This window comes from Ectothiorhodospira mobilis (assembly GCF_016584115.1).
Classification (GTDB): domain Bacteria; phylum Pseudomonadota; class Gammaproteobacteria; order Ectothiorhodospirales; family Ectothiorhodospiraceae; genus Ectothiorhodospira; species Ectothiorhodospira mobilis.
Map to the genome: position 1 here is coordinate 1 of NZ_NRSK01000010.1, position 25,394 is coordinate 25,394.

The following is a 25,394-nucleotide window of genomic DNA, read 5'->3' on the forward strand; positions in this document are numbered from 1 at the left end:
GGTCAACCCCATGCCCATCCCCCTGCGGTCCCCCCATGCCGGCCTCGCGGCCCTGGCCTGCGAACCCGCCCGGGCCGCCCCCTGGGCAACGGCCCTGCTGGTGGTTCTCCTTGGGATCTCCCTGGCGCAGCTCACCTGGCGGATCCCCGCACCCCTGGCGGGCGTTCCACTGGCGGATACCGAAGCGATGGATGTCCCGCCGGTGACGCCGGGGGCCAGGGAGGGGGCCAGGCTGGAAACGGTGGCGGGGCTGCATCTCTTCGGCCGCGCCCCCCGGGAGGGAGCGGCGCGGGCGGTGCCGGTGGAGGCCCCGGAGACCCGCCTGCGCCTGGAGCTCAAGGGGGTGGTGGCCCTGCAGACCCCCGACGGGGGCGCGGCCCTTATCGCCGGGGAGGGGGAGGATGAGCGTCATTACCGGGTGGGGGATGACCTGCCCGGTGGGGCCACCCTGGAGCAGATCCTGCCGGACCGGGTGATCCTCTCCCGGGACGGCCGCTTCGAGATGCTGCGCCTGCCCCGACAGCGGCTGGAGGCCCATGCGGTGAACCCGATCCCCGTGGAGGGGGATGCCGGACTGGCATCGGCCCTGGCGCAGCGCCGGCAGGACTGGCTGCGGGAGCCGCGCCGTTTCATGGAGGTGGTGCGGGTGCGCCCGGTGATGGCCGATGGCCGTCTCAAGGGCTTTGCCGTCTCGCCGCGGCGGGAGGCGGCGCTGTTTCGCCGGGCGGGGCTGGAGCCGGGGGATGTGGTCACCGCGATCAATGGCCGTGACCTGGCCTCCGTGGGCGATCCCCGGTCAATGATCAAGGAACTGGCTTCGGCCTCCGCCATCACCCTGGAGGTGGAGCGGGAGGGCCGCAGCCGCACCCTGACCCTGCCCCTGGGCCCATGACGGGCCCCGCGCCGGCCCGGGGCGGGATGCACCGGGGCGATAACCCAGATACCCCCCATACACCCCGTAGTAACGGAGGACAGTGGTGATCTTCGACGCATGGCCCGAGCGGAAACGGGTTGCCCCCTGGTACACCGCCCTGTTGCTCCTGCTCCTGCTCCCCTGGTCGGCGGCGCCCGCCTGGGCGCAGGACGGGGGCGGACGGGCCACCCTGAACTTCAACGACGTGGATATCCAGGCGGTGATCCACTACGTTGCCGAGGAGACCGGCGTCAACTTCATCGTCGATCCCCGGGTGCGGGGCAAGGTCACCCTGGTCTCGGGTCGGCCCGTGGGGCGGGACGAACTCTACGATATCTTCCTCTCCGTGCTGCGGGTGCACGGCTTTGCCGCCGTGGAGTCGGACGGCGTGGTGAAGCTGATCCCCGACGCCCTGGCCAAGCAGGCGGAGGTGTCCATCCCGGGGCCCGGGGAGGGCGTGCGCAGCGGGGCGTTCGTCACCCGCGTGGTGGCGGTGGAGCACGTGGATGCGGCCCAGCTGGTGCCCATCCTGCGGCCCCTGGTGCCCCAGAGCGGTCACCTCGCCGCCGCCAGTGAGTCCAATGCCCTGGTGATCGCCGATACCGCCGCCAACGTGGAGCGCCTGGTGCAGATCGTGCGCCGGGTGGACCGGCCCATGACCCCGGGCACGGAGGTGATCCCCCTGGAACACGCCGCCGCCAGCGAGGTGGCGGCCCTGCTCTCGGAACTGGAGGCGAGCGAGGGCAGCGGCCGTGCCGCCTCGCGCCTGCGGGTCATGGCCGATCCCCGCAGCAACAGCATCCTGCTGGCGGGCCCGCAGGAGCGGCGCATGGCCGCCCGCGCCATCCTCTCCCACCTGGATGTGCCCGTGGACGGCGGTCATACCCAGGTGATCTACCTGCGCTATGCCGAGGCCGGGGACGTGGCCGAGGTGCTGGAGGGGATGTCCGGGGCCTTCCAGGGTCCGGGGGAGGGGGAGGAGACCCCGCAGATCCACGTCCAGGCCCATGAGAGCACCAACGCCCTGGTGGTCAGCGCCCCGCCGGAGATCATGGGGGAATTGCGCGCCGTGGTACGGCGTCTGGATGTGCGTCGCGCCCAGGTGCTGGTGGAGGCGGTCATCGCCGAGGTATCCGACGAGCGGGCGCGGGAACTGGGTGTACAGTGGGGGGCCGGCTCCGAGCGGGACGGCGTGGGCATCATCGACTTCGGCCGCGCCACCCCCGGCCTGTCGGAGCTGGGCATGGCGGCGGAGTCGGGCGACTGGTCCGGGGTGGAACTGGGGGACGGGCTCACCCTGGGGGGGATCGGGCGTTCCGGACGGGTGCATATCGCCGCCCTGATCCGGGCCCTGTCCGGCGACTCCGCCAGCAACATCCTCTCCACCCCCAGCCTGCTCACCATGGACAACGAGGAGGCGGAGATCGTGGTGGGGCAGAACGTCCCCTTCCGCACGGGCCGCGCCATCGAGGAGTCGGGCCAGGCCTTTGACACCATCCAGCGCCAGGATGTGGGGGTGAAGCTTACCGTGCGCCCGCAGATCAACGAGGGCAACGCGGTGAAGCTGGAGATCGAGCAGGAGGTCTCGCAACTGGCCGCCGGGGCCTCGGGCTCGGGCCAGGATGCGGCGGATCTGATCACCAACAAGCGCAGCCTGCGCACCAGCGTACTGGTGGACGACGGACAGATGGTGGTGCTGGGCGGGCTCATCGACGATGTCCTCATCCAGACCCGGGACCAGGTGCCGGGGCTGGGGGCCATCCCGGGCCTGGGGCGGCTGTTCCGCTACGACACCGCGCGCAAGGAGAAGCGCAACCTCATGGTGTTCCTCAAGCCCGTGATCGTGCGTGACCGGGCCACCCAGGCGGCCCTCACCGCGGGCAAGTACGACTACATCCGCGCCCGCCAGATGGCCTCCCGCGGCCGCGGGGCCCTGATGCTGCCGGACGACGCCGTGCCGGTGCTGCCGCAGTGGGAGGAACTCCTGCACCTGCCGCCCCCCTTCGAGGCGGACCCCTCCCCCGGGGAGGGCGGTCTCAGGGTGCTGCCGCCACCGGTGACGCCATGAGCACGCCCCGTCCCCTGGACCTGGAGGCGGCTTCCCAGGCCGCCGGGACCCGCGAGGCCGGGGAGGCCGCCGAGAGCGTGGACGCCCGCGGCATCGGCTTCGGTTTCGCCCGGCGCCACGGCGTGGTGGTGCTGGAGGACGAGGGCGACGGCCGGGCCGTGCACGTGGTCTGCCGCGAGGATGTCCACCCCCAGAGCCTGGCGGAACTGCGCCGCTGCCTGCGCCGGCCCCTGCACCTGGAACCGGTGTCCGCCGAGCGTTTCGAGGCCGTGCTCCAGGCCCGCTACGAGCGCAGCGCCAACGACGCCATGCAGCTCATGGAGGGGATCGGCGGCGACGAGGACCTGGACAGCGTCGCCCGGAGCCTGGGGGAACCGGAGGACCTGCTGGAGACGGAGGACGACGCCCCCATCATCCGCCTCATCAATGCCCTGCTCACCGAGGCGGTGAAGGAGAACGCCTCGGACATCCACATCGAACCCTTCGAACGCCGCCTCACCGTGCGCTTTCGCGTGGACGGGGTGTTGCGGGAGGTGCTGGAGCCACCGCGGGTGCTGGCGCCGCTGATCACCTCCCGCATCAAGGTCATGGCCCGCCTGGACATCGCCGAGAAGCGTCTGCCCCAGGACGGACGCATCCCCCTGAAGATCGCCGGCCGGGCGGTGGACGTGCGCGTCTCCACGCTGCCCTGCGGCCACGGCGAACGGGTGGTGCTGCGCCTGCTGGACAAGCAGGCGGGACGCCTGGATCTGTCCCACCTGGGCATGGACGCCACCACCCTGGCCGCCATGGAGCGGATCATTGCCCGGCCCCACGGCATCGTCCTGGTCACCGGCCCCACCGGCTCGGGCAAGACCACCACCCTGTATGCCGCCCTGAGCCAGCTCAATGACCGCAGGCGCAACATCCTCACGGTGGAGGACCCCATCGAATACGATCTGGACGGCATCGGTCAGACCCAGATCAACAGTAAGGTGGACATGACCTTCGCCCGGGGGCTGCGGGCCATCCTGCGCCAGGACCCGGATGTGGTCATGGTGGGGGAGATCCGCGACGTGGACACCGTGCACATCGCCGTGCAGGCCAGCCTCACCGGGCACCTGGTCTTCTCCACCCTGCACACCAACACCGCCGTGGGGGCCATCACCCGCCTGCGGGACATGGGGGTGGAACCCTTCCTGCTCTCCTCCACCCTGGCGGGGCTGCTGGCCCAGCGCCTGGTGCGGGTGCTCTGCCCCCATTGCCGCCGTCCGGACCGGGCCACGGAGGGGGAACGCCGGCTCCTGGGCCTGCCGCCGGGGGAGGACCCCATCCTGTACCGCGCCACCGGCTGCCCCGAGTGCAACCACCTGGGCTACCGCGGCCGCACCGGCATCTACGAACTGGTGGAGGTGGACGACACCCTGCGCAGCCTCATCCACGACGGTGCCGGGGAACAGGCCCTGGAGCGCCATGCCCGCCGCCATACCCCCAGCATCCGCCAGGACGGGGTGCGCCGCATCTTGGCGGGGGAGACCACCGTGGAGGAGGTACTGCGGGTGACCAAGGAGGATCTTGGCTGAGCCATGCCCGCCTTCGAGTACACCGCCCTGCGTCCCGATGGCCGCCAGGCCCGCGGCGTCCTGGAAGGGGACAGCCCCCGCCAGGTGCGCCAGCAGCTGCGGGAATCGGGGCTCACCCCCCTGGATGTGGAGGCGGTGCAGCAACGGGAGGGCCGGCGCCCGCGCCTGCCGGGTCTGGCCCGGGGGGCGAGCCCCATGGACCTGGCCCTGCTCACGCGCCAGCTGGCCACCCTGGTGCGCTCCGGCCTGCCCCTGGAGGAGGCCCTGGGCACCGTGGCGCGACAGACGGAGAAGGCCCGCATCCGCGGCATGATCATGGCGGTGCGCACCCGGGTCATGGAGGGCCATACCCTGGCCCGGGGGCTGGCGGACTTCCCCCATGTCTTCCCTGACATCTACCGCACCACCGTGGACGCCGGGGAGCAGTCCGGTCATCTGGATGTCGTCCTGGACCGCCTGGCGGATTACACCGAGAACCGCCAGCAGATGCGCCAGAAGATCCAGCTGGCCCTGTTCTATCCCGCCGTGCTCACCGCCATGGCCCTGTTGGTGACCCTGGCCCTGCTCACCTACGTGGTGCCGGAGGTGGTGCAGGTGTTCGAGGGCATCGGCCAGGAACTGCCCTGGCTCACCCGGGCCCTCATCGCCGTGAGCGATGGCCTGCGGGCCTGGGGTGTGTATCTCCTGGGGGTCGGGGTCCTGGGGGCCCTGGCCCTGCGCTGGCTGTTGCGCCGGGAGGGCCCGCAGCGGGTCTGGCACGCCCTGTTGCTGCGCCTGCCCCTGGTGGGCCGTCTCAACCGGGGCGCCAACACCGCCCGCTTCGCCCGCACCCTGTCCATCCTCTCCGCCAGCGGCGTGGATGTCCTGGAGGCCCTGCGCATCGGTGCCGAGGTCATCGCCAACCACCCCATGCGCGAGGCCGTGCAGTCGGTGGCCCGCCGCGTGCGGGAGGGCTCGGGCATCGGCGCCGCCCTGGAGCGCACCGGCCAGTTCCCGCCCATGACGGTGCACCTGATCCGCAGCGGCGAGGCCAGCGGCGATCTGGACCGCATGCTGGAGCGGGCGGCTTTGAACCAGGAGCGGGAGCTGGAGACCCGCATCGCCCTGCTCATGGGCATCCTGGAGCCGGTGATGATCCTGGTGATGGGGCTGGTGGTGCTGGTGATCGTGCTGGCCATCCTCCTGCCCATCTTCGAACTGAACCAGTTGGTGACCTGATGGGGCCGGATCGACCGTGGCGGGCTTTTGGGGCCGGGGCCCTGCGGCGGGACGCCGTGCATCCCTCCCTGCAGGTTTGCGCGCCGCCTCCCTGCGGCGCACACCACGGGGCCCGGATCGGCCGTGGCGAGCCTCCGGGGCCGGGGGGCCCTGCGGCGGGACGCCGTGTATACCTCCCTGCAGGTTTGCGCGCCACTTCCCTGCGGCGCACACCCGCCTCCGGGCCCCCCGGCCCCGAAGGCTCAAGGTTTCAAGGCTGTCCAATCATTCAAACGGCTTGGCACAATTCAACAACGGAGAATGCACACATGATCGTCCAAAGGCGTTTTCAGCAGGGATTCACCCTCATCGAGGTGATGGTGGTGGTGGTGATCCTGGGCATCCTGGCCGCCATCGTCGTCCCCCGGGTCATGGACCGGCCCGATGATGCCCGCATCACCAAGGCCCGTAGCGATATCCGCGCCCTGGAGAGTGCCCTCAACCTCTACAAGCTGGACAACTACACCTATCCCACCACGGACCAGGGGCTCGAGGCCCTGGTGGAGCGCCCCGATGGCCGCCCGGAACCCCGCAACTGGCGCGACGGAGGCTATATCGACCGCATCCCCGCGGACCCATGGGGCAACGACTACCAGTACCTGCAGCCCGGTTCCCGGGGGGACTTCGACCTCTACAGCCTGGGGGCCGATGGCCGCCCCGGCGGCGAGGGGGTCAACGCCGATATCGGCAACTGGGAGGACTGACCCGAAGTGCGCGCCGCCCGCCGCCCAGACCGCCCCTGCCGGGGGTTCACCCTCCTGGAGCTGATGGTGGTGCTGGTGATCGTCGCCACCCTGGCGGGGTTCGCCGTCCTCGCCGTGGGGGACGGCGGGCGCGGGCGCATGGTGGAGGAGGCGGTGCGCAGCCTGGAGGCGCGCATGACCCTGGCCCGGGACGAGGCCATCCTCCTGGGCCGGGAGACCGCCGTGGGGTTTCACCAGACGGGCTACACCTTCCTGCACCGGGTGTTGGTGGATGATCGCACCCTGGAATGGCGCCCGCTGGAGGACGACCGCCCGCTCCGCCCCCGCCACCTGAAGGACCTGGGCCTGGAACTGGAATTGCGGCTGGAGGGCCTGCCGGTGGCCCTGGAGCGGGATCCGGAATATCCCGATCCCCATGTCCTCCTGGGCAGCGATGGCCTGATGACCCCCTTCCAACTGCGCATCCGCCCGGCCGAGGGGGGGGATCCCCTGTACCTCCTCCAGGGTCAGATGGATGGCCGGTTGCACATCCGGCGCCCGGGAGAGACCCCATGAGGCGCATGGCCCACACCTCCCGGCAGCGGGGCTTCACCCTGCTGGAGGTGCTGGTGGCCGTGGCCGTGCTGGCGGTGGCCCTGGGGGCCGCCATCAAGGCGGGCAGCGAGAATGCCCGCAACGCCGCCTACCTGCGGGACCGCACCCATGCCCACTGGGTGGCCCAGAACGTCCTCGCCCGCTACCGCGCCGGCCTGGAGACCGCCACCCCCGGCACCCGGGAAGGTGCCGCATTCATGGCCGGTCGGGAGTGGTACTGGCAGGCCCGCATCCAGCCCCGGGAGCTGGACGTGGCCGGATACACCCTCGGCCCGGTGCCCCGGGTGGAGGTGACGGTGCGTGACCGGGACGACCCCGACGCCTCCACCCTGGCTCGCAGCACCACCTATCTGACGCCATGATCCGCATCTCCCCATCCCGCCGCCACCAGGGCTTCACCCTGCTGGAACTGGTGGTCACCCTGGCCCTGTTCGCCCTGGTCTCGGTCATGGCCTATGGCGGCCTGCGCACCGTGCTGGAGACCCGACAACTCACCGACGCGGCGGCCCACCGCCTGGCCCGCCTGCAGATGACCGTCACCCTCCTGGGGCGGGACCTGGAGCAGCTGGCCCGCCGGCCGGTGCGCGACGCCTACGGCGATCCCGTGCCGCCCCTGCGCTACAGTGCCCTGCGCGAACCCCCGCGCCTGGAAGTCATCCGCGCCGGGGCCCTCGGGGGCGAGGGCCGCAGCCGCCTGCGGCGCGTGGCCTGGGAACAGGAGGACGACATCCTCTATCGTCTGCAGTGGTCCGTCCTGGATGGTGGCGGCGACACCCCGGCGCTGCGCATGCCCGTGCTGGCGCCGGGAGACGGCCTGGCCCTGCGGGACTGGGGCGTGCGTTTCCACCACCGCGACGCCACCGGTGAGATCGCCACCCTGGACTACTGGCCCCCGGCGGGAGCGGACCCCGTCACCGCCGACCCGCCCCTGGCGGTGGAGGTGATCCTGGACATCGACGGGGTGGGGCGCATCACCCGCCTCTTCCCCGTATCCTGAGGCGGCCATGACGCTGCGCGGTCCTTCCCCGATCCCCTCTGCCCCGCCGCCGCGCCAGCGGGGCGTGGCCCTGCTCACCGCCCTGCTGGTGGTGGCCCTGGCCACCATCGCCGCCGTGGCCATGACCAGCCGCCAGCACATGGACATCCGCCGCACCACCGCCGTTTTCACCCACGACCAGGCCCACCAGCTCTCCCTGGCGGCCGAGGCCTACGCCCTGCGCCTCCTGGGCCGCGGCGAGGACCGGGAACTGCCCTGGGAAGGCTGCCTTTCGCCCCCCATCCCCGCCACCCTGGAAGGGGCCGGGATCACCGTCTGGCTGGAGGACCTGCACTGCCGCTTCAATCTCAACGCCCTGGGGAGCGGGGACGAGGCCTGGCAGGCGGCCTTCGTGCGTCTGCTGGAGGAGATCCTGCGGCAGGACCCGGAGGCGGACCTGGATCCGGAGGGCCTGGCCCGGGCGGTGCGCGACTGGCTGGACCCGGAGACGGACGACCCCGACTACCGCGCCATGGACCCGCCCCGCCTGAGCGCCAACCGGCCCATGGTCAGCCCCAGCGAACTGCGCCTGGTCAAAGGCGTGGACAACGCCGCCTGGCGGGCCCTGGCCCCCTATGTCACGGCCCTGCCCGGGGCCGACACCCCCCTGCGCCTGGAACACGCCCCCGATCCCCTGCGCAATGCCCTGGCCGGATTGGATCAGGACGACAGTGAAGGGGGGGAGGCCCCGCCCGCCCGCTACTATCGCCTCCAGGTGCGCACCGAGATTGCCGGCCACCGATTCTTCCTCTGCAGCATCCTGGACACCGGGGCGCAGGAGGTGATCCTGCGCGAGCAGGTGGCGTGCGGGCCGTAACCGAGGTGGACCTCAACACTGCACCTGCCTTGCATCCCCCGGGGGGCTGCACCAAGATAAGGCCGATCCTCAGGAGCGCGCCTTGCATCCCGTCCATCCCCTGCTCAGACCCACCGACGATCCGCACCTGTGGGAGGCCGTGCTGCCCGATGAGCAGGGACGGCCGCGGCGGCATGGTCCGGCCTCCCTGGAGGCCCTGGGGTCCCGGCTGGCGGGCCGGGCATGGGCCGTGCTCGCCCCCGGCGACCGGGTATTGCTCACCCGGGCGCAGCTCCCCACCCGCAATCCCCGGGCCGTCCGCCGTGCCCTGCCGTATGCCCTGGAGGAACAACTGGCAGAGGACGTGGAGGACCTGCACTTCGTGCCCGGTGCCCGCCAGCCGGACGGGACCCTGGCGGTGGCGGTGGTGGCCCGGGCCGATATGGAGGCCTGGACCCGGGCCCTGCGGGCCGTTGACCTGCAGGTGACGGCCCTGGTCCCGGAGACCGCCCTGCTGCCTGCCCCGGAGGCGGGCTGGGCCCTGTGGCTGGAGGGGGAGACGGCCTGGCTGGCCACGGGGGAGGGGACGGGGCTGAGCCTGGACCGGGATCAGGCGGCCTTCTGGGTGCGCCGGCAGTGGGAGCAGACCCCGGAGGCGGAGCGCCCGGAGTGCCTCCTCCTGCACCGCGTCGACGCCCCCCGGGAGGCGGATGCGGAGCTGCAGGCGCTGGCGCAGCGGCCAGGCCTGCAACTGCATTGGGAAGACGATGCACCGGGACTCATGGAGACCCTTTCCACCCGCTGGCCGTCGCGCCCCCCCCTGGATCTGCTCACCGCGCCCTATGACTTTCGCCGGGGCCGCGGCAGCTGGCGTCCCTGGCGCGCCGCCGCCCTGCTCCTGCTGGCGGTGGTCCTGGTGCAGCTGGCCTCCCAACTCTGGGTGTTGCAGGCCCTGGAACGGGAGCGCGCCCGCCTGGAAGGGGAGATCCGTCAGGTCTACGGCCAGACCTTCCCCGGCGGGCGCATCGTCGATCCCCGGCGGCAGATGGCGTCGGCCCTGCGGCAACTGGAGCAGGGCGATGGCGGGGCCGGGGGGGATGAACTGGCCGCCCTCCTGGGCCGGGCCGGTCCCGTGCTGGCCGGGGCCGAGGGACTGACCCTGCGCAGCCTGCGTTATCAGCCCGGCCGCCTGGACCTGGATCTGGAGCTGACGGACCTGCAGGCCCTGGACCGCCTCAAGGCGCGGCTGGAGGCGGAGTCGGGCCATCCCGTGGAGATCCGTTCCGCCAGTGCCCGGGAGGAGGGGGTGGAGGCCCGCATCCTCCTCGGAGGGGCGGGATGATCCGGAGCTGGTGGAACGAACTCGCCCCCCGGGACCGGCGCGTGCTGCGCCTCGGTGGCATCGCCCTGGCCCTGATCCTGCTCTGGTGGGGGCTGTGGCTGCCCCTGACGGACCGGGTGGCGCGGTCGCAGCAGAGCGTGGCGGAGCTGCGGGCCGATCTGGCCTGGATGCAGGCGGCGGCGCAGGTGGTGCGCTCCGCCCGCGGACAGGAGGAGCCGCCGCCGGTGCATCGTGGGGAACGCTCACTGCTGGGCGGGGTGGACGCCACCGCGAGGGAGGCGGGCCTGGGGGGTTCCCTGCGCCGCGTCCAGCCGGAGGGGGAGGGTAGGGTGCGGGTGTGGATGGACGATGCCCCCTTCGACGATATCGTGCAATGGCTGGACCGCCTGCAGCGCCGCCACGGGGTGCGGGTCAGCGGCCTGGTGGTGGACCGCCAGGCCCGGGAGGGGCGGGTGAACGCCCGTATCGTGCTGGAGGGGCCGGGGGGATGAGGCTTGCCGGGTTGCGCAGGCGCAAGGCCCCGGCCGCGACCGGGGAGGTCCCCCGGCGTGGCCGGTGGATCGTATCCCTGATCCTGCTGGGGCTGGCCGCCTACCTGCTGGCCCTGGGGATCACCCTGCCCGCCCCCCTGGCCCATGACTGGGTCCGGGATCGGGGCTGGCTGCCGGAGGGCCTGCACCTTCATGGGGTGACCGGGAGCCTCTGGTCAGGACGGGCGCAGGAGGCCCGATGGGAGGATCTCACGTTGCAGGGGGTGACCTGGCGGGTCCATCCATGGGACCTGCTGCGCGGCGCCCTGGGGGTGGAGGCGGGATTCTCAGGCCCCGCCCCCGGCGGCAGCGCCCATCTCCGCCTGCAGCCCGGGGGGATCGGGATCCGGGACCTGCGCCTGGACCTCCCCGCCGCCCCGGTGGCCGGGGCCCTGGTGGACTGGCCGGTGGTGGTGGAGGGGCGGATCGTGGCGGACATCCCCGGCCTGGCCCTGGATCGTGACGGCCGTTTCCACGACGTGACGGGCACGGTGGCCTGGCTGAACGCCGCCTCCGGATACCCCGAGCCGCTCCCCCTGGGGGATCTGCACGCCCGCCTCGGGGACGAGGACGGTGCCCTCACCGCCGACGCCCGGGACCGGGGCGGCCCGTTGTTCCTGCAGGCCAGCGCCCGGCTGGAACCCGACGGACGCTACCGCCTGCGCGCCCGCCTGGGCACCCGCCCCCAGGCCGGGGCCGCCCTGGACGACGCCCTCTCCCTCATCGGCCGACCCGACCGCGGGGGCCGCATCCCCCTGAACCTGGACGGCCGTCTCTGATCTCCTTCGGGGCTGTCCCCATGACGATCCAGCCGCAACCGGAACGGCACCCTGCGGGAATCCGCTCCGGTGGGTGCGCCCCGGCAGGGTTCAGGCCCCGTCCCGCTCCGGCCGGTGGGCGGGGTCGATCCACGGGTCATCGTCCGCCCCCGGGCCCTCCTCCCGCCGGCGTTCCAGTGCGCCAAGGTCCTCACCGGGGGCCTTGAGGCGCACATAGAGGCTGGCGAAGATCAGCAGGAGGTTGATGACCCCCACCAGGACGAAGGGGGCCCGCGGGTCCACCGCGTCGAACAGGCGCCCGCCGAGGAGGACGATGAGCAGGATGCCCAGGGCGCCGCTGATGTTGAAGGCGGCCAGCACCGAGCCCCGCTTGGGCTTGGGCGCCTCCTGCCCCACCAGGGACTGCCCGCCCAAAAAGACGCTCATCTGGCCGATGCCCAGCAGGATGAAGAAGGGCACGGCGGCCCAGCCCCCCAGGGGGTTGTCCAGGAAGATCACCGACAGGTTGCCCAGGGCGGCCAGGGCCATGCACACCGCCAGGGCCGTGACGCGGTTGAGGCGGTCCATCATGGGACCGAGGAAGGGGGCCGCCACCAGGGCCGCCACCTGGGTGATGACGAACATCAGCGTCGCCTGCTTCACCGCATCGGCGGTGCTCAGTTCCGCCCCCACGCCCACGGTGGTGCCCCAGAGCACGATGAAGGTGGCATTGATGGACTGGTCCCCCCGGGCGATGAAGGCCGCGCCGTAGGAGAGCAGGATGCGGGGGTTCTTCCCCTGGGCGAAGCCGGAGAACAGCAGTTCCCGCACCCGGGGCTGGGGCTCCCGGCTGGGGGGCACGCCGGGTTTGAGGCCAAAGCCCACCACCAGGGCCGAGATCACCGCCAGGGCCGCCACCAGCAGGTGGGTGTAGAGACCGGCGTCGGTGCCGCTGATCCCCATGCCGGTGAACAGCTCGGGGAAGGCGCCGAAGCCCTGCCCGATGAAGACGATGCCCAGGCCGTTGAGCATGCCGATGAGGGCCACCAGCTTGCCGCGGGAGCGCTCCGCCGGGTAGTCCGCCAGCACCGTGGACAGGGCCCCGGCGATGGCCACCACCCCCAGGGCGTAGATCGTGCGGTAGATGAACAGGTCATCCGCCGAACTGGCCAGGGGATAGAGCACGTAGGTGGCGGCGATGAGCATGAAACCGGCCACGTACACCGGCCTTCGCCCGATGCGGTCGATGAGGATCCCCGCCGGGATGAACAGCAACAGCGCCACCACCTCGGTCCAGAAGACCAGGTCCCCGCTCAGCCGGCCCTGCTGATCCGTGGGGATGTTCAGGTGCTCGTTGAGGATATAGGTCTGACCGATGGTGATGAACACGATCAGACCGATGGAGATGAACCCCGCGTAGAGGAAGGTCCAGCCGTGCACGGGCCGGATGCCGGGGGCCAGATGGATGGGGCCGATGCGGTGGTTGGATGCGCGGTCTTCGCGGGTGTCTTCGCTCATGGAGGCCGGGATTTCCCTGTATCTGCGAGGGGATGAAGATACAAGGCGCGTGCCTTCGGCGCCAGGGGCCACGGCAGCGCCGGCCGCCGCTCCCGGGTCAGTCCCGGGGGCGGCGGTGGATGCGGTCCACGGCGATGGTGACGGGGGTGCCCCGTCCCTGTTGCGGGGGCCGGGCCGCGGGACCGTTGCAGGTCGTCCCGGGGCAGCTGCCCTGGGCGCAGCCGTCGCACTGGCCCCGGCGCTTCCACAGGCGCCGGTAGAGGATGCCCAGGGCCAGGACGATGGCGGCCACCAGGACGAGGGTGTCCGCCAGGCCCCACGGGGGTTCGGTGGGGATGCGGGCATCCGGGGGACTGGCCAGGGTCTGCGCCGCGCCGGATGCATCCCCGTCGGCGGGCAGGGGTTCCGGGGGATTCATCATGCACCTCCCATAAAGGGCAGACGCCGCCGATGGTTTCGCTCACCGGTGGGGCGCAGCGGCGTGGGCTGGGGGGGACGGACCAGCAACCCCACCAGGAGCAGCAGGATCACGGCCCCCCAGTAGACCGCCGACATGGCCTGAAGGCCCGTCGCCCCCACCGCCGTGCCGATGCTGTAGACCAGGCTGGCCACCGTCAGCCCCAGGGCGGTGGGGAAGACGATGGAGAAGACCATCCAGCGGTAGGAATCGGTCTGCACCTTGACCATGAGGGTGGTGGCCAGGCAGGGGGGATAGAGGGCGAAGAACAGGATCATGGACACCGCCAGCAGGGCCGTGGCACCGCCGGCGCGGGTCTCCTCGCCCATGCGCTCCTCCAGGGTGGCATTCCCGTCCTCATCCGGCTGGAACAGTACCCCCAGGGTGGCGACGCTGCTCTCCCGCGCCGCGAAGGAGGACAACAGGGCGACGTTGATCTTCCAGTCGAAGCCCGCGAACCGGGTGATGGGTTCCAGGCCCCGGCCGATGCTGCCCAGTACCGACTGCACGATGCGCTGCTCGCGCATCTCCCGGCGGAGCGATTTGCGTTCCCGGGCCAGTACACGCAGTTCCCGCCAGGCCTTGCGGGCGTCGCGGTCTCCCGGCGGGGGTTTGACCAGGGGGTAGAAGTCCGGGTTGCGTGTCTGGAAGCGTTCCGCCACCCGGCGCGAACCTTCCGCGCCGGCGGCGTTGAGCTTGGCGCGGTTGTAATCGGTGTAGTAATTCATCAGCGGCACCAGGTTCGCCCCGGTGGCCGCCGCGGCATAGGCATTGCCTTGCAGGGCGTTTTCAAAGCGTTCCACGGCGGCCTCGGCCCGGGCGGCGAATTCGGCCTGCTGTGCCTTGGGCAGGCCCGGGAAGTGCAGCAGGACGAACACCACCACCGCCACCGCCAGGACGACGGTGCCCACCTTGCGGATGTACTGCCCCGTGCGATCGAAGGCACGGCGCAGCACGCCGGTGATCGTGGGCAGGTGATAGCGGGGCAGTTCCATGATGAAGGGCGAGGTCTCCTGGCCCCGCAGCACGGTGGTGGTGAGCAGCCGGGATACCAGCAGGGCAAAGACGAGGGTCATCGTGGAGATGTAGAACATCATCAGCGTCTTTTCCCCGGGGAAGAAGATCCCCAGCAGCAGGGTGTAGAGGGGCACCTTGGCCAGGCAATTCATGAAGGGCACGGTGAGGATGGTGGCCATGCGCGCCCGCTGGTCCGGAATGCCCTTGGTGGCCATCACCCCGGGCACGGCGCAGCCCCCGGCGAAGACGCCGCCGAGGATCAGGGGCAGGGTGCTCTGGCCGTGCAGCCCGAAGCGGTGCAGGATCTTGTCCAGGATGAAGGCGATGCGGGCCATGTAGCCCGAGTCCTCGATGAGGGCGATGAGGGCGAACAGGATGAGGAAGATGGGAACGTAGTTGAGCAGGGTGTTGGCCGAGTCCACCAGCCACAGCCCCAGGGAGCGGGTGTAGGGATCCACCAGAAAGCCCGCATCCGGCAGCAGCCCGGCCACCCATTCCCGCAGGCCGGCCAGCAGCGGCCAGGTGTGATTGGTGAGTTCGTAGCCCCAGACGATGGAGATCTGGTAGATGAGAAACACCGTCAGCACCAGGAAGGCCGGGGCGATCCAGCGGTTGAGCACGATGCGGTCGACCCGCTGGGTCAGGGTGGGGCGCCCCTCCCGCTGGGAGCGGATCACCTCGGTCAGCAGCCCGCGGATGGCCTCGTCGCGACAGCGGGTGATGTGGTCGCCGGTATCCACCCCCTCCTGTGCCTCGAAGACCTGGATGTGCCGCCCCGCCGAGGCCTGCAGCCCCCGGGCCGCCTCCCTGCCCATATGCTGCCGCAGCAGCCGCACGGCCTCCGTGTCCCCCTGGAGCAGGCCCAGGGCGAGCCAGCGCAGGGGCAGCTCCTCCAGTCCGGGCCAGGACGACAGCTGCCGTTCCAGTTCCTGGATCGCCGCTTCCAGGGGGCCGTAGTCCACCCGCAGGGGGGAGGGTCCCCGCTGTCCGGCCGCGCTGCGCACCGCCCGGCGCAGGTCCCCGCGGCCCTTGCCGCGGTTGCCCACCGTGGACACCACCGGCAGCCCCGTCCTGGCGGCGAGCCGGTCGGCGTCGACCTGAAGGCCGCTTCGGGCGGCCACGTCCATCATGTTCAGGGCCAGCACCAGGTTCTGCTGCATCTCTGAAAGCTGCACCGTGAGATGCAGGGCGCGGTGCAGATTGGCGGCATCCAGGACATCCACCACCACGTCCGGCCGTTCCCCCAGCAGGAATTCCCGCGCCACCCGTTCCTCCATGGAAAAGGGGGAGAGGCTGTAGGTGCCCGGCAGGTCCACCGTGTAGACCACGCCTTCCCTGTCGCTGTAACGCCCCTGTTTTTTGTCCACCGTGACCCCGGGGTAGTTGGCCACATGCTGGCGTGCCCCCGTGAGCAGGTTGAACAGCGTCGACTTGCCGGCATTCTGCTGGCCTGCCAGTGCCACCAGGATCCCCTTGCGCTCAGGCATCGTCTGCCTCCACCTCGATGGTCCGGGCCTCATGGCGTCGCAGGGTGACGGAGACCGCGCCCACCCGGATCTCCACGGGGTCGTTCAGCGGGGCGCTGCGTACCATGGCGATGCAGGTGCCGGGCAGGATCCCCAGGTCCAGCAGCCGCTGGCGCACGGGACCGGCGGCCCGGTGGCGGCGAACCCGCGCCCGTCTGCCGGGGCGGAGGTCGTTGAGGGTGGGCGGGGTGGATGCCGGTGTATCGGGGGCCATGGCGCGTGTCCTGTCTTTGATGGTCATCAGCGGAGAGGGCTTTTCCTCGAATAAAGAAGGGAAAGTAGATCAAAACGAGTAATGAGGCAAATGATAATCGTTGCTATTTACATGGGAAGGCCGGGCAGGTAGATTCCCTCCGGCAGTGCAGGGGCAGGGCGGGGACACGCTCCCGGCCCTGCATCATGGATTCATTCGTTTTCCGGAGGATTGCACATGAGAAAGACCCTATCGGCCGCCCTGGGCCTCACGGCCGCCCTGACCATGGGCCATGCCCTCGCCCACACCCCCCTGTGCGCCTGTTACGACATGGGCGACGGGAGTGTCCTGTGCGAAGGAGGATTCTCCGACGGCTCCTCGGCCGCCGGCATGGACATCCGCGTGGTGGATGGCAGCGGTCAGCCCATCGTGGAGGGCAAGATGAGTGAGTACAGCGAGTTCGAGTTCGACAAGCCCCAGGGGGCATATACCGTGATCTTCGATGCCGGCCCCGGCCATCAGGTCAAAATCCAGGGGCGTGACATCGTCGAATGACCCCCGGTGCGCCCGCAGCAAGGGCCCCCGTGGGGCCTGCGGGCGTGATGCCAGTGAATCTGTCGCGGGCCGGTGTGCCGGCCTGCCCATGGAGAGACCCAACGATGAAGAACGCATCCATTTTCAAGACCGCCGTTGCCACCGCCTCCCTGCTGGCGGCCGGGGCGGCCCAGGCCCATTTCCAGTTGATCCACACCCCCGGGATGATGCTGGACCGACCGCAGGAGATTGGCCTCAAGCTGATTTTCGGTCATCCCATGGAGAACGGGCATGTCATGGACATGGGCCGGCCCGAGGGATTCTATGTGCTGCAGCGGGGGCGTCAGACCGACCTGACCGACACCCTGGAGCCCATGACCTGGCAGGGCCCCGAGAACACGGCCCGGGGCTACGAGACCACCTACCGCATCCGGCGCAACGGGGACTACACCTTCGTGTTGAAGCCGGCCCCCTATATGGAAGAGGCCGAGGACCTCTACATCCAGCAGATCACCAAGGTGGTGCTGAACAAGGGGGGGATGCCCACGGGCTGGAATGAGCCGGTGGGCCTGGAGACGGAGATCGTCCCCCGGACCAAGCCCTATCAGGCCTTTGCCGGCGGTACCTTCACCGGACAGCTGCTGTCGGAAGGCCAGCCCGCCCCGGGGGTGGAATGCGAGGTGGAGTACATCAATACCCAGGTGCACGGGGAGGACAACGCCTTCGGTGCCAGCCACCTGGGTCCGGTGCCGGACACCGCCATCTCCGTGATCACGGACGACAATGGCCTGTTCACCTTCGGCATTCCCCGGCCGGGGATCTGGGGCTTCGCCTGTCTGGGATCCGGTCCGCAGAAAACCCATGCCGGCAAGGCCCTCTCCCAGGATGCCGTGCTTTGGATTGAGGCCACTTCCCTGGAGTGAAGTGACCCTGCCGGGATGCCCGGGGCGTTCGCAAGGGGCGTCCCGGTGCTTTTTCCGGATTGCTGTGAAGACCCCGATCTGATTGCAGATTTCCCGGGATTTCCTCCCCCGGACCCATGGGAGCGGACCCGGTAAAAAGGCTATGCTGTCCCTTCCTTAATCGGGGTCTTTGCTCCATGCCCAGCACCATCTCCCCTGTACAACACCGTCGTGCCGCCTTGGCCACCATTGCCATGGCGTCGTTGCTCCTGGGCTCCGGCTGTGCCACCACGCCCCCGGCTCCGGAATCCGAGCCGGAGGGTCCGGATCTGCAGGTGGCCGTGGCGGCGTCGGACTGCGCCGGGGCGCGGGCGGCGGTGGCGCGTCTGCACGGGGCGGCGGTGCTGGAGGGGCGGTTGCAGGCGGCCTATGTCTGTCTCCAGGCCGGGCATCCCGGGGCGGCCTTCGAGGAGAGCCGGCATTTCCTGCAGGCCGCGCCGCGCCATGCCCATGCCGATTATGCCCGCTATCTGGGGGCCGTGGCCCGTTTTGCCCAGTGGGAGGGCCTGCATGCCGGGGGGGAACCGCCGCCGGCCCGGGACAGTGCCGCCGCGCGGGCGGCCTTTGTGCAGTTCCGGGCGTTGGTGCGGGACCATCCGGATTCCCCCTACCGGGCGGAGGCGGTGCCCTATCTGATGCGGCTGCGCCAGGGACTGGCGGAGGCGGAGCTGCGGGCTGCCCGGGCCTGCCAAGCGGCCGGGGACCCGGAAGAGGCCCTGGCCCGGGCGCGGTATGTGGAGAGGCATTACGACGACACCCCGGTGGCCCAGCAGGCGCTGGCCCTGCGGGCCGAGATCCTCGCGGCCCGGGGGCATGAGGCGCAGGCCCGGGCGCTGCGCCGGCGCATGGACCGGCTGCCCGCCGATGCCATGGGGGAGAAAGAGGGGCGGGGGGCTGCGGCGGTCCCCGCCCCGGCCCCCCTGCCGTGAATCCCCACCTGGGGGGCGTTCACCGGGCCTGCCTGGAGGCAGGCGGGGGTCAGTCCTCCAGGTAGGTGTAGCCCGCCAGGCCGTGGTCCAGCTCCGCCAGGATGCGCTCCCGCTGGGGTGGGTCCAGGGGGGCCTCGGCCACCTTGCGGCGGTAGGCCCCGGCCAGGAGTTCGGTGTCGTAGTGCACGTAACGCAGGAGTTCGGCCACGGTGTCCCCCTGTTCCGGCTCCACCACCTCGTAGTCGCCGTCCTCCCTGAGCACCACGTTGATGGCATCCGTGTCGCCGAAGAGGTTGTGCAGGTCCCCCAGGATCTCCTGATAGGCCCCCACCATGAAGATGCCGATGAGATAGTCCTCCCCCGGGCGCAGTTCGTGCAGGGGGAGGCTGGGGGCGGTGGTCTCGCCGTCCACGTAGCGGTCCACGTGGCCGTCGGAGTCGCAGGTGAGGTCCTGCAGCACGCCGCGGCGGGTGGGCCGTTCGTCCAGGCGGTGCAGGGGCAGGATGGGGAAGATCTGGTCGATGGCCCAGACGTCGGGGATGGACTGGAACACGGAGAAGTTGCAGAAGTACTTGTCCGAGAGCTTCTCGTTGAGGTCGTCGCCGATGTCCCGGGGCAGGCGCTCCGCCTGGGTGGACAGCAGCTGGCGGCAGGTGGCGAAGTAGATCTGCTCCGCCAGGGCCCGGTGTTCCAGGTCCAGCAGGCCGTGGGTGAACATGGAGCGCACCTCCCCCAGCCAGTCCAGCATGTTGTGGAACACCTCGGTGGGGGCGTTCTCGCCGATGTGCTCGAACAGCTGCCACATGTCCAGCAGTACCGCCGGGGCGTCCTCCTCCGGCGGCTGGATGTCCGCCGCCACGGGGGCGCGCTCGGTGTCGATGACATTGGTGATGAGCACGGCGTGGTGGGCGGTCATGGCCCGGCCGGACTCGGTGAACAGCTCCGGATGGGGCAGGTCGAACTCGCGGCAGGTGTTGGCCAGGATGCGCACGACGCTGTTGGCGTAGTCCTGCAGACTGTAGTTCACCGAGCACAGGTTGCGCGAGCGCGTGCCCTCGTAGTCCACCCCCAGGCCGCCACCCACGTCCACCACCCCGATGGGGGCGCCGTGGCGGTGCAGTTCGGCGAAGAAGCGGGAGGCCTCGAACATCCCCGCCTGGATGTCGCGCACGTTGGCGATCTGCGAGCCCATGTGAAAGTGCAGCAGCTGCAGGCAGTCCAGCATGTCGTGCTGGCGCAGCTGCTCCAGCAGATGCAGGACCTGGGCCGCGGAGAGGCCGAATTTGGCCTTTTCACCGCCGGTGTTCTGCCATTTGCCCTTGCCCACGGAGGCCAGGCGCATACGCACCCCGAGGCAGGGCCGCACCCCCAGGTCCCGGGCCTCGCGCATGACCCCCGCCAGTTCCGAGGGTTTCTCGATGACGATGTACACCCGGTGTCCCAGCAGCTGGCCGATCATGGCCAGGCGCAGGTACTCCCGGTCCTTGTAGCCGTTGCAGACGATGACCCCGCCGGGGCGGGAGAGGGCCAGCACGGCCATGAGTTCCGGCTTGCTGCCCGCCTCCAGGCCCACCCGGTCGGCCCCGTGGGAGAGTACCCGCTCCACCACGCTGCGCTGCTGGTTCACCTTGATGGGATAGAGGGCGGTGTAGTGGCCCTGGTAGTCGGATTCCTCGAAGGCCGCCCCGAAGGCCCGGGTGAGGCGGTCCACCCGGTCGGTGAGGATGTCGGGGAAGCGCACCAGCACCGGCACGTCGATGTTCAGGGGCTTGACCCGCTGGATGAGGTCGTGCAGGTCCACCCCCGGGTGATCCCCGTGGGTGGGGGGGCGCATGAGGACGCGACCCTGATCGTTGATATGGAAGTAGCCGCCGTTCCAGTGCTGGATATTGTAGGTACGGCGGGCGGAATCCGTGGTCCAGTCGTTCATGGGGATCTCACTCTGGATGCGGTGCCCATGATACCCGCCAGGGTGAAGGCAAGGCCATGCCGTGGCGCCTTCTGCGCATCTTCCCGGGGCCGCCCCGCCCGGTGGGGTTTTTGAGGATTGTCGAAACGGACACAACCGCTGAAAATGAGGATTCATTCATCACGGGGAAAAACGATGTGGAAAGGGATCCTGGCCGGCGTGATGCTGGCGGCAGTGCAACCGCTTTGGGCCTCGGATCTGGTGGATGCCGCCGATCCGCAGCAGATCATGAACCTGGCCCGGGGCTATGGCTCCGCCAACCTGACCACGGACGGGGTGGGGGACCCCATGATCACGGGGCGCATGGACGGGACGCGCTATTCCATCATGTTCTATGGCTGCTCGGACAACCGCAACTGCAAGACCATCCGCTTCAGCAGTGCCTGGGCGACGGATGGCCAGTACACCCTGGAGGACATGAATGCCTGGAACGAGGGCTATCGTTTCGGCAAGGCCTATCTGGATGACGAGGGGGATCCGGTGCTGGAGATGAACGTGAACCTGGTCTATGGCGTGAGCCGGCGCAATCTGGATGACACCATCGACTGGTGGCGCGTGGCCCTGGGCCAGTTCAAGAGCGAAGTCCTGGGCCAGTAGGGCCCTTCGGTGCGGCCCCGCCGGCGGGGCCCGCCACCCCTTCACCGGGTGCCGCGGGCCGGAACCCGGATTCGCCGGTCCTGAGGTGCGAAGGGACTCACATTTCCGCAGCTTCCTCCCGGAAACACGAACTTTCCCGCCGTAGATGGGTCATTCTCAGTAGGCGTCCCGGATGGGGCGCTTCCCGCTTAACCCCCTGAGCGGGATGCTCTGACTCCCCCAAGTCGAGCCCAAGACTGGCCCCGGCGCCGCCCCCGCGGTCCGGGGCCTTTTTTAGGGGCTTTGGGGTGCTTCGGCCAGACCCCGATCATACCTGAGTGTTGCGGTGAACTTTGCCCCGGGGATTGGGTCTCATCAATGAGCGCTGCAGCCCGGCGCTTCCCGCTTTCCTCCCTGAGCGGGATGGCTCGAGCCCCCAATCGAGCCGCGTTCTGCCCCGGGACACGGCCATCCCCCCGATGGTCCCCGGGGCTTTTTTTGGGCGCATCCCCGCCGCGGTTCATTCCCCGGCCTGGGGGGCCTCACCGAGGAACCAGGCGTCCAGCACCGAACGGGCATCGTCCACGCCCTGTCCCCTGAGGGCGGAGAAGGGCTGCACCGTGGCCTCCACGCCCGCCTCCCCCAGGGCCCGGGCCACCTGGTGCACCGTGTTCAGCGCGGGGCCCCGCTTGAGCTTGTCCGCCTTGGTGAGCAGCACATGCAGGGGCAGGGCCCGCTCCTGGGTCCAGCCCACCATCTGCCAGTCGTGCTCCGTCAGCGGATGACGGATGTCCATGACCAGGATCAGGCCCGAAAGGCTCTGTCTCCGGCCCAGATAGGCCGCCATCGTCTCCCCCCAGCGCCGGCGCACGGCCTCGGGCACCCTGGCGTAGCCGTAGCCGGGCAGGTCCACCAGGCGGTGGTCCCCGTCCAGGGAGAAGAAGTTGATGAGCTGGGTTCGCCCCGGGGTCTTGCTCGTGCGCGCAAGCCCCTTTTGTCTGCATAACGTATTAATTGCGCTGGATTTTCCCGCATTGGACCGGCCGGCGAAGGCCACCTCCCGACCCGCCTCCGGGGGCAGGTCCTTGAACTGGGCGGCACTGGTGAAAAAGGCGGCCCTGGTGTAGTCCGGGGTCATGGTTTCGTGGTTCATGCAGGGGCTCTTGCAGGGGGTTGAGGGGGCAACCCCGCCGTTTTTGCGGCAATGGGTTCAGTATGCTATACAATGCGGTCATTTCAAGGCGGCGCCCGCCGTGCGTCCGATCACCACAGGTTAGCAAACCCGAAGGGCATACCGTTTCAGGTTCAGGAGTGGATTCAATGAAGAAACTTGTCGTCATCGCCGCCGCAACGCTGGCCGCTTCCCTGTCGGCCTCGCTGCATGCCGCCGAGCCCGGTGATCCGGAGCGCGGCCGTGCACTGTCCTCCCCCTGCGTGGCCTGCCACCAGACGGACGGGAACAGCGTCAACCCCGAGTGGCCGAAGATCGCCGGCAAGCACGAGGACTACCTGTTCAAGCAGCTGATGGACTACAAGTGGGGGCGCCGCAGCCACCCGCTGATGAATCCCCAGGTGGCGGATCTGACGGAGCAGAACATGCGGGACCTGGCCGCCTATTTCGCCTCCCAGGAGACGGCGCCCGGCCGGCCCAGCGCCGACGACCAGACCCTGGCCCTGGGCAAGAAGATCTACTTCGGCGGCAACCTGCAGACCGGCGTGGCCGCCTGTGTGGCCTGCCACGGCCCCAACGGTCGCGGCAATCCGGCGGCCCTGTTCCCCTCCGTGGCGGCCCAGCATGCCACCTATAACCTGGACCAGCTGCACCAGTTCCGTGACGAGGTGCGCCACAACGACCCCAGCCGCATGATGCGCGATGTGGCCGGCCGCATGAGCGAAGAGGAGATGCAGGCCGTGACCCAGTACATGGAGAGCCTGGAGCCCCGCTGATCCGGGATCCCCAGGACGTAGCCAGGGGTGGCTTCGGTCACCCCGTTTTTTTCCGCCGCCCCCTTGCGGCGTATGACCCCTTCGGCTGAACTCGTGGCGCCGAACGGGTCAAAGGGGCATCACCCGGAAACCCCTCCATGACCCTATGAGCCGTATGTCCAGCGATGTCCCGGCGCCCCCCCGCCCGTCCCGGTGGTCCGTCCTCATCGGCTTTTTCGGGTCGATGCATCTTGCCATCGCCCTGCTGCTGACCCTGGCCCTGGCCGCCGCCCTGGGCACGGTCCTGCCCCAGAACCAGCCCTCCCAGACCTATCTCATGCAGTTCGGACCCTTCTGGCACGAGGTGTTCGATGCCATGGGGCTGTACGCCGTCTATACGGCGGGGTGGTTCCTGCTCATCCTGGCCTTCCTCGTGGTCTCCACCACGGTCTGTGTCTATCGCAGCACCCCCATGATGTGGCGGGACATGCGGGGGTTCCGCCTGGACATCCGGGAAAAGTCCCTGGAGCGCTTTGCCCACTGCGAATCGCGGCCACAGCACCCCGAGGCACCCGATACGGTCATGCAGCGGGCCCAGACCGTGCTGCGGCACCGGGGCTACCGCCTGCGCCGGCACCAGGATGGGGACGGCCGGGAGGTGCTCTCGGCCATGCGCGGCAGCGGCAACCGTCTGGGCTATTTCTTCACCCACGTGGCCATCGTCGTCATCTGCATCGGCGGGCTCATCGACGGACGGGTGCCGCTCATGGCGGCCCAGCTGCTGGGGGGGCTGGAGCCGGAGACGCGGCAGATCCCCGCCTCGGAGGTGCCGCCGGAGAGTCGCGTGGAGCCCTCCAATCCCTCCTTCCGGGGCAGCGTGGAGATCCCCGAGGGACGCAGCGCCGATGTGGTCTTCCTGGACCTGGACGACGGCTACGTGGTGCAGGAACTGCCCTTCGCCATCGAGGTGAAGGACTTTCGTGTGCAGCGCCATGAAACCGGCCAGGAGCGCTCCTTCGAGTCCGACGTGGTGATCCACGACGAGGATCTGGACACCCCCATGGAGCGCACGGTGAGCGTGAACCATCCCCTGGTGCACCGGGGCTATGCCATCTACCAGTCCAGCTACCGGGATGCCGGCTCCCTCCTGATGCTGGACATGCACCTGCTGGGGCGCAGTGCCGAAAAACCCCGCCATGTGCCGGTGCGGGTGCATGGCCGCTACGAGCAGTCCCTCAGCGATGGCAGCGTCTACACCCTGGAGTTTCTGAACTTCCGTGAAACCAACCTCTCCCGGGAGCGGGACGAGGAGGGCGGCGAGCGGGTGCATGACATGGGGCCGAGCATGGAATACGCCCTGCACGATCCCGAAGGCGAGACCCGTTATTTCCACCAGCTCATGGAGCCGGTGGAACGGGACGGGCGCCGCTATCTCATCAGTGGCGTGCGCGCCGGCACCGGCGAGCCCTTCCGCTATCTCTACATCCCCGCGGACCCGGACGGCGAGGGCATTGACCGCTTCATGGCCCTGGTGGCCCGGCTGCACGACCGCCAGGTGGTGGAGTCGGTGGTGGATGATCTGGCCGGGGAGGCCGCCGCGCAGTTCGGTGGCGGGGACGGTCGTGTACCCCGGGAGGTGGTCCGCGACACCATGATCCGGCTCGTGGAGCTGTTCGCGGCGGGGGGGTATGACGCCGTCATCGGCGAGATCCGCCAGCGCGTGCCCGAGCCCCAGTGGGAACGGCTCACAGACGTCTTCGGGCGGGTGCTGAACGAGACCCTGCGGGCCCTCTACCTGCGGGTGCTGGAGGCGGAGGGGATCGGGCAGATGCGCGGTGACGATGCCGCCTGGCTGGACGACGCCCTCACCGCCCTGGATGCCCTGCCGCGCTACGGCTCGCCCCTGTTCGTGCGCCTGCGGGACTATCAGTTGCACCAGGCCGCCGGCCTCATGGTGACCAAGGCCCCGGGGCAGAAGGTGGTGTATTTCGGCAGCCTCATGCTCATCATCGGCGTCTTTCTCATGCTCTACGTGAGCCACCGCCGCTGCTGGCTGGTGCTGCATCCCCGCGGGGACGGGGGCAGCCGCCTGCTCTTCGCTGGCACGGCAAACCGGAATATGCTGGAATTCGACCATGAATTCGCCGCCCTGAGCCGCGATCTCCTGCAGGAGGCCTCCGCAGGCGGGGAGAACGGGGCAGGGAGCAGGCAAGTCTGATGATCCGCA

General features: G+C 70.0%; 24 protein-coding genes. 18 read left to right on the forward strand and 6 right to left on the reverse strand.

The annotated features are described in order from the left end of the window. The 12 genes from gspC to CKO33_RS05910 form a co-directional block, all read left to right on the forward strand. The coding region (gene gspC, locus CKO33_RS05855) for a type II secretion system protein GspC (protein WP_200180258.1) at positions 1-892 on the forward strand (892 nt) is incomplete at its 5' end. Positions 893-977: 85 nt separating this feature from the next. Continuing rightward, positions 978-2,981: a type II secretion system secretin GspD gene (gene gspD, locus CKO33_RS05860; protein WP_338081737.1), complete on the forward strand. Its 2,004-nt coding sequence runs from the start codon at positions 978-980 to the stop codon at positions 2,979-2,981. Further along, positions 2,978-4,543: a type II secretion system ATPase GspE gene (gene gspE / locus CKO33_RS05865; RefSeq protein WP_200180260.1), complete on the forward strand. Its 1,566-nt coding sequence runs from the start codon at positions 2,978-2,980 to the stop codon at positions 4,541-4,543. Before gspD ends, gspE begins: the two co-directional genes overlap by 4 nt. Before the next feature lie 3 nt (positions 4,544-4,546). Then, on the forward strand, positions 4,547-5,761 hold the full coding sequence (gene gspF, locus CKO33_RS05870) for a type II secretion system inner membrane protein GspF (protein WP_200180261.1): 1,215 nt from the start codon (positions 4,547-4,549) through the stop codon (positions 5,759-5,761). A gap of 308 nt (positions 5,762-6,069) precedes the next feature. After that, positions 6,070-6,504: a type II secretion system major pseudopilin GspG gene (gene gspG / locus CKO33_RS05875; protein ID WP_200180262.1), complete on the forward strand. Its 435-nt coding sequence runs from the start codon at positions 6,070-6,072 to the stop codon at positions 6,502-6,504. A gap of 6 nt (positions 6,505-6,510) precedes the next feature. Beyond that, positions 6,511-7,059, forward strand: coding sequence for a type II secretion system minor pseudopilin GspH (gene gspH, locus CKO33_RS05880; RefSeq protein ID WP_338081738.1), 549 nt, complete (start codon positions 6,511-6,513; stop codon positions 7,057-7,059). Between the two features lie 5 nt (positions 7,060-7,064). Next, complete coding sequence (gene gspI / locus CKO33_RS05885) at positions 7,065-7,460, forward strand: type II secretion system minor pseudopilin GspI (protein WP_200180373.1); 396 nt, start codon at positions 7,065-7,067, stop codon at positions 7,458-7,460. Continuing rightward, on the forward strand, positions 7,457-8,095 hold the full coding sequence (gene gspJ / locus CKO33_RS05890) for a type II secretion system minor pseudopilin GspJ (RefSeq protein WP_200180263.1): 639 nt from the start codon (positions 7,457-7,459) through the stop codon (positions 8,093-8,095). The genes gspI and gspJ overlap by 4 nt, the downstream gene beginning before the upstream one ends. A 7-nt stretch (positions 8,096-8,102) precedes the next feature. Beyond that, positions 8,103-8,951, forward strand: a complete 849-nt coding sequence (gspK, locus tag CKO33_RS05895) for a type II secretion system minor pseudopilin GspK (RefSeq protein ID WP_200180264.1) — start codon at positions 8,103-8,105, stop codon at positions 8,949-8,951. An 82-nt stretch (positions 8,952-9,033) separates the two neighbouring features. Then, positions 9,034-10,272 carry a type II secretion system protein GspL gene (gene gspL, locus CKO33_RS05900; RefSeq protein ID WP_200180265.1) on the forward strand — a complete coding sequence of 413 codons (1,239 nt, stop codon included), beginning with the start codon at positions 9,034-9,036 and terminating at the stop codon, positions 10,270-10,272. Further along, positions 10,269-10,763, forward strand: coding sequence for a type II secretion system protein M (locus CKO33_RS05905; RefSeq protein ID WP_207146461.1), 495 nt, complete (start codon positions 10,269-10,271; stop codon positions 10,761-10,763). The genes gspL and CKO33_RS05905 overlap by 4 nt, the downstream gene beginning before the upstream one ends. Then, the gene (locus tag CKO33_RS05910) at positions 10,760-11,581 is read left to right on the forward strand and encodes a type II secretion system protein N (protein ID WP_200180266.1); all 822 of its coding nucleotides are present in this window, start codon (positions 10,760-10,762) and stop codon (positions 11,579-11,581) included. Before CKO33_RS05905 ends, CKO33_RS05910 begins: the two co-directional genes overlap by 4 nt. Before the next feature lie 90 nt (positions 11,582-11,671). Here CKO33_RS05910 and CKO33_RS05915 read toward each other — a convergent pair whose 3' ends face one another. The 4 genes from CKO33_RS05915 to CKO33_RS05930 all read right to left on the reverse strand — a co-directional run bounded on the left by CKO33_RS05915 (position 11,672) and on the right by CKO33_RS05930 (position 16,319). Next, on the reverse strand, positions 11,672-13,078 hold the full coding sequence (locus tag CKO33_RS05915; RefSeq protein WP_200180267.1) for an MFS transporter: 1,407 nt from the start codon (positions 13,076-13,078) through the stop codon (positions 11,672-11,674). A 97-nt stretch (positions 13,079-13,175) separates the two neighbouring features. After that, the gene (locus CKO33_RS05920; protein WP_200180268.1) at positions 13,176-13,499 is read right to left on the reverse strand and encodes a hypothetical protein; all 324 of its coding nucleotides are present in this window, start codon (positions 13,497-13,499) and stop codon (positions 13,176-13,178) included. Further along, on the reverse strand, positions 13,496-16,039 hold the full coding sequence (gene feoB, locus CKO33_RS05925; RefSeq protein ID WP_200180271.1) for a ferrous iron transport protein B: 2,544 nt from the start codon (positions 16,037-16,039) through the stop codon (positions 13,496-13,498). The genes CKO33_RS05920 and feoB overlap by 4 nt, the downstream gene beginning before the upstream one ends. Beyond that, positions 16,032-16,319 (reverse strand): FeoA family protein, encoded by a 288-nt coding sequence (locus tag CKO33_RS05930; RefSeq protein ID WP_242472494.1) that lies wholly within the window; start codon positions 16,317-16,319, stop codon positions 16,032-16,034. Before CKO33_RS05930 ends, feoB begins: the two co-directional genes overlap by 8 nt. Before the next feature lie 189 nt (positions 16,320-16,508). Here CKO33_RS05930 and CKO33_RS05935 point away from each other — a divergent pair, with 189 nt between their 5' ends. The 3 genes from CKO33_RS05935 to bamD all read left to right on the forward strand — a co-directional run bounded on the left by CKO33_RS05935 (position 16,509) and on the right by bamD (position 18,696). Then, a complete protein-coding gene (locus CKO33_RS05935; protein ID WP_242472495.1) occupies positions 16,509-16,826 on the forward strand; it encodes a hypothetical protein in 318 nt (105 codons plus the stop codon). Between the two features lie 104 nt (positions 16,827-16,930). Then, positions 16,931-17,728 carry a DUF4198 domain-containing protein gene (locus CKO33_RS05940; protein WP_200180273.1) on the forward strand — a complete coding sequence of 266 codons (798 nt, stop codon included), beginning with the start codon at positions 16,931-16,933 and terminating at the stop codon, positions 17,726-17,728. A gap of 176 nt (positions 17,729-17,904) precedes the next feature. Then, a complete protein-coding gene (gene bamD, locus CKO33_RS05945) occupies positions 17,905-18,696 on the forward strand; it encodes an outer membrane protein assembly factor BamD (protein WP_200180275.1) in 792 nt (263 codons plus the stop codon). Positions 18,697-18,745: 49 nt separating this feature from the next. Here the strand turns inward: bamD and speA are convergent, their stop codons facing one another. Continuing rightward, on the reverse strand, positions 18,746-20,632 hold the full coding sequence (gene speA, locus CKO33_RS05950) for a biosynthetic arginine decarboxylase (RefSeq protein ID WP_439099426.1): 1,887 nt from the start codon (positions 20,630-20,632) through the stop codon (positions 18,746-18,748). Positions 20,633-20,800: 168 nt separating this feature from the next. Between speA and CKO33_RS05955 the strand changes: the two genes are divergently transcribed. Further along, a complete protein-coding gene (locus CKO33_RS05955; protein WP_200180285.1) occupies positions 20,801-21,262 on the forward strand; it encodes a YbjN domain-containing protein in 462 nt (153 codons plus the stop codon). Positions 21,263-21,761: 499 nt separating this feature from the next. Here CKO33_RS05955 and yihA read toward each other — a convergent pair whose 3' ends face one another. Further along, complete coding sequence (gene yihA, locus CKO33_RS05960; protein WP_200180381.1) at positions 21,762-22,379, reverse strand: ribosome biogenesis GTP-binding protein YihA/YsxC; 618 nt, start codon at positions 22,377-22,379, stop codon at positions 21,762-21,764. A 182-nt stretch (positions 22,380-22,561) separates the two neighbouring features. On the opposite strand from yihA, the gene CKO33_RS05965 reads away from it, so the two are divergent. Together CKO33_RS05965 and CKO33_RS05970 are read left to right on the forward strand one after the other, a co-directional pair. Then, on the forward strand, positions 22,562-23,188 hold the full coding sequence (locus CKO33_RS05965) for a c-type cytochrome (protein ID WP_200180286.1): 627 nt from the start codon (positions 22,562-22,564) through the stop codon (positions 23,186-23,188). Positions 23,189-23,411: 223 nt separating this feature from the next. Continuing rightward, positions 23,412-25,385, forward strand: a complete 1,974-nt coding sequence (locus CKO33_RS05970) for a cytochrome c biogenesis protein ResB (RefSeq protein WP_242472496.1) — start codon at positions 23,412-23,414, stop codon at positions 25,383-25,385. Positions 25,386-25,394: the final 9 nt, after the last annotated feature.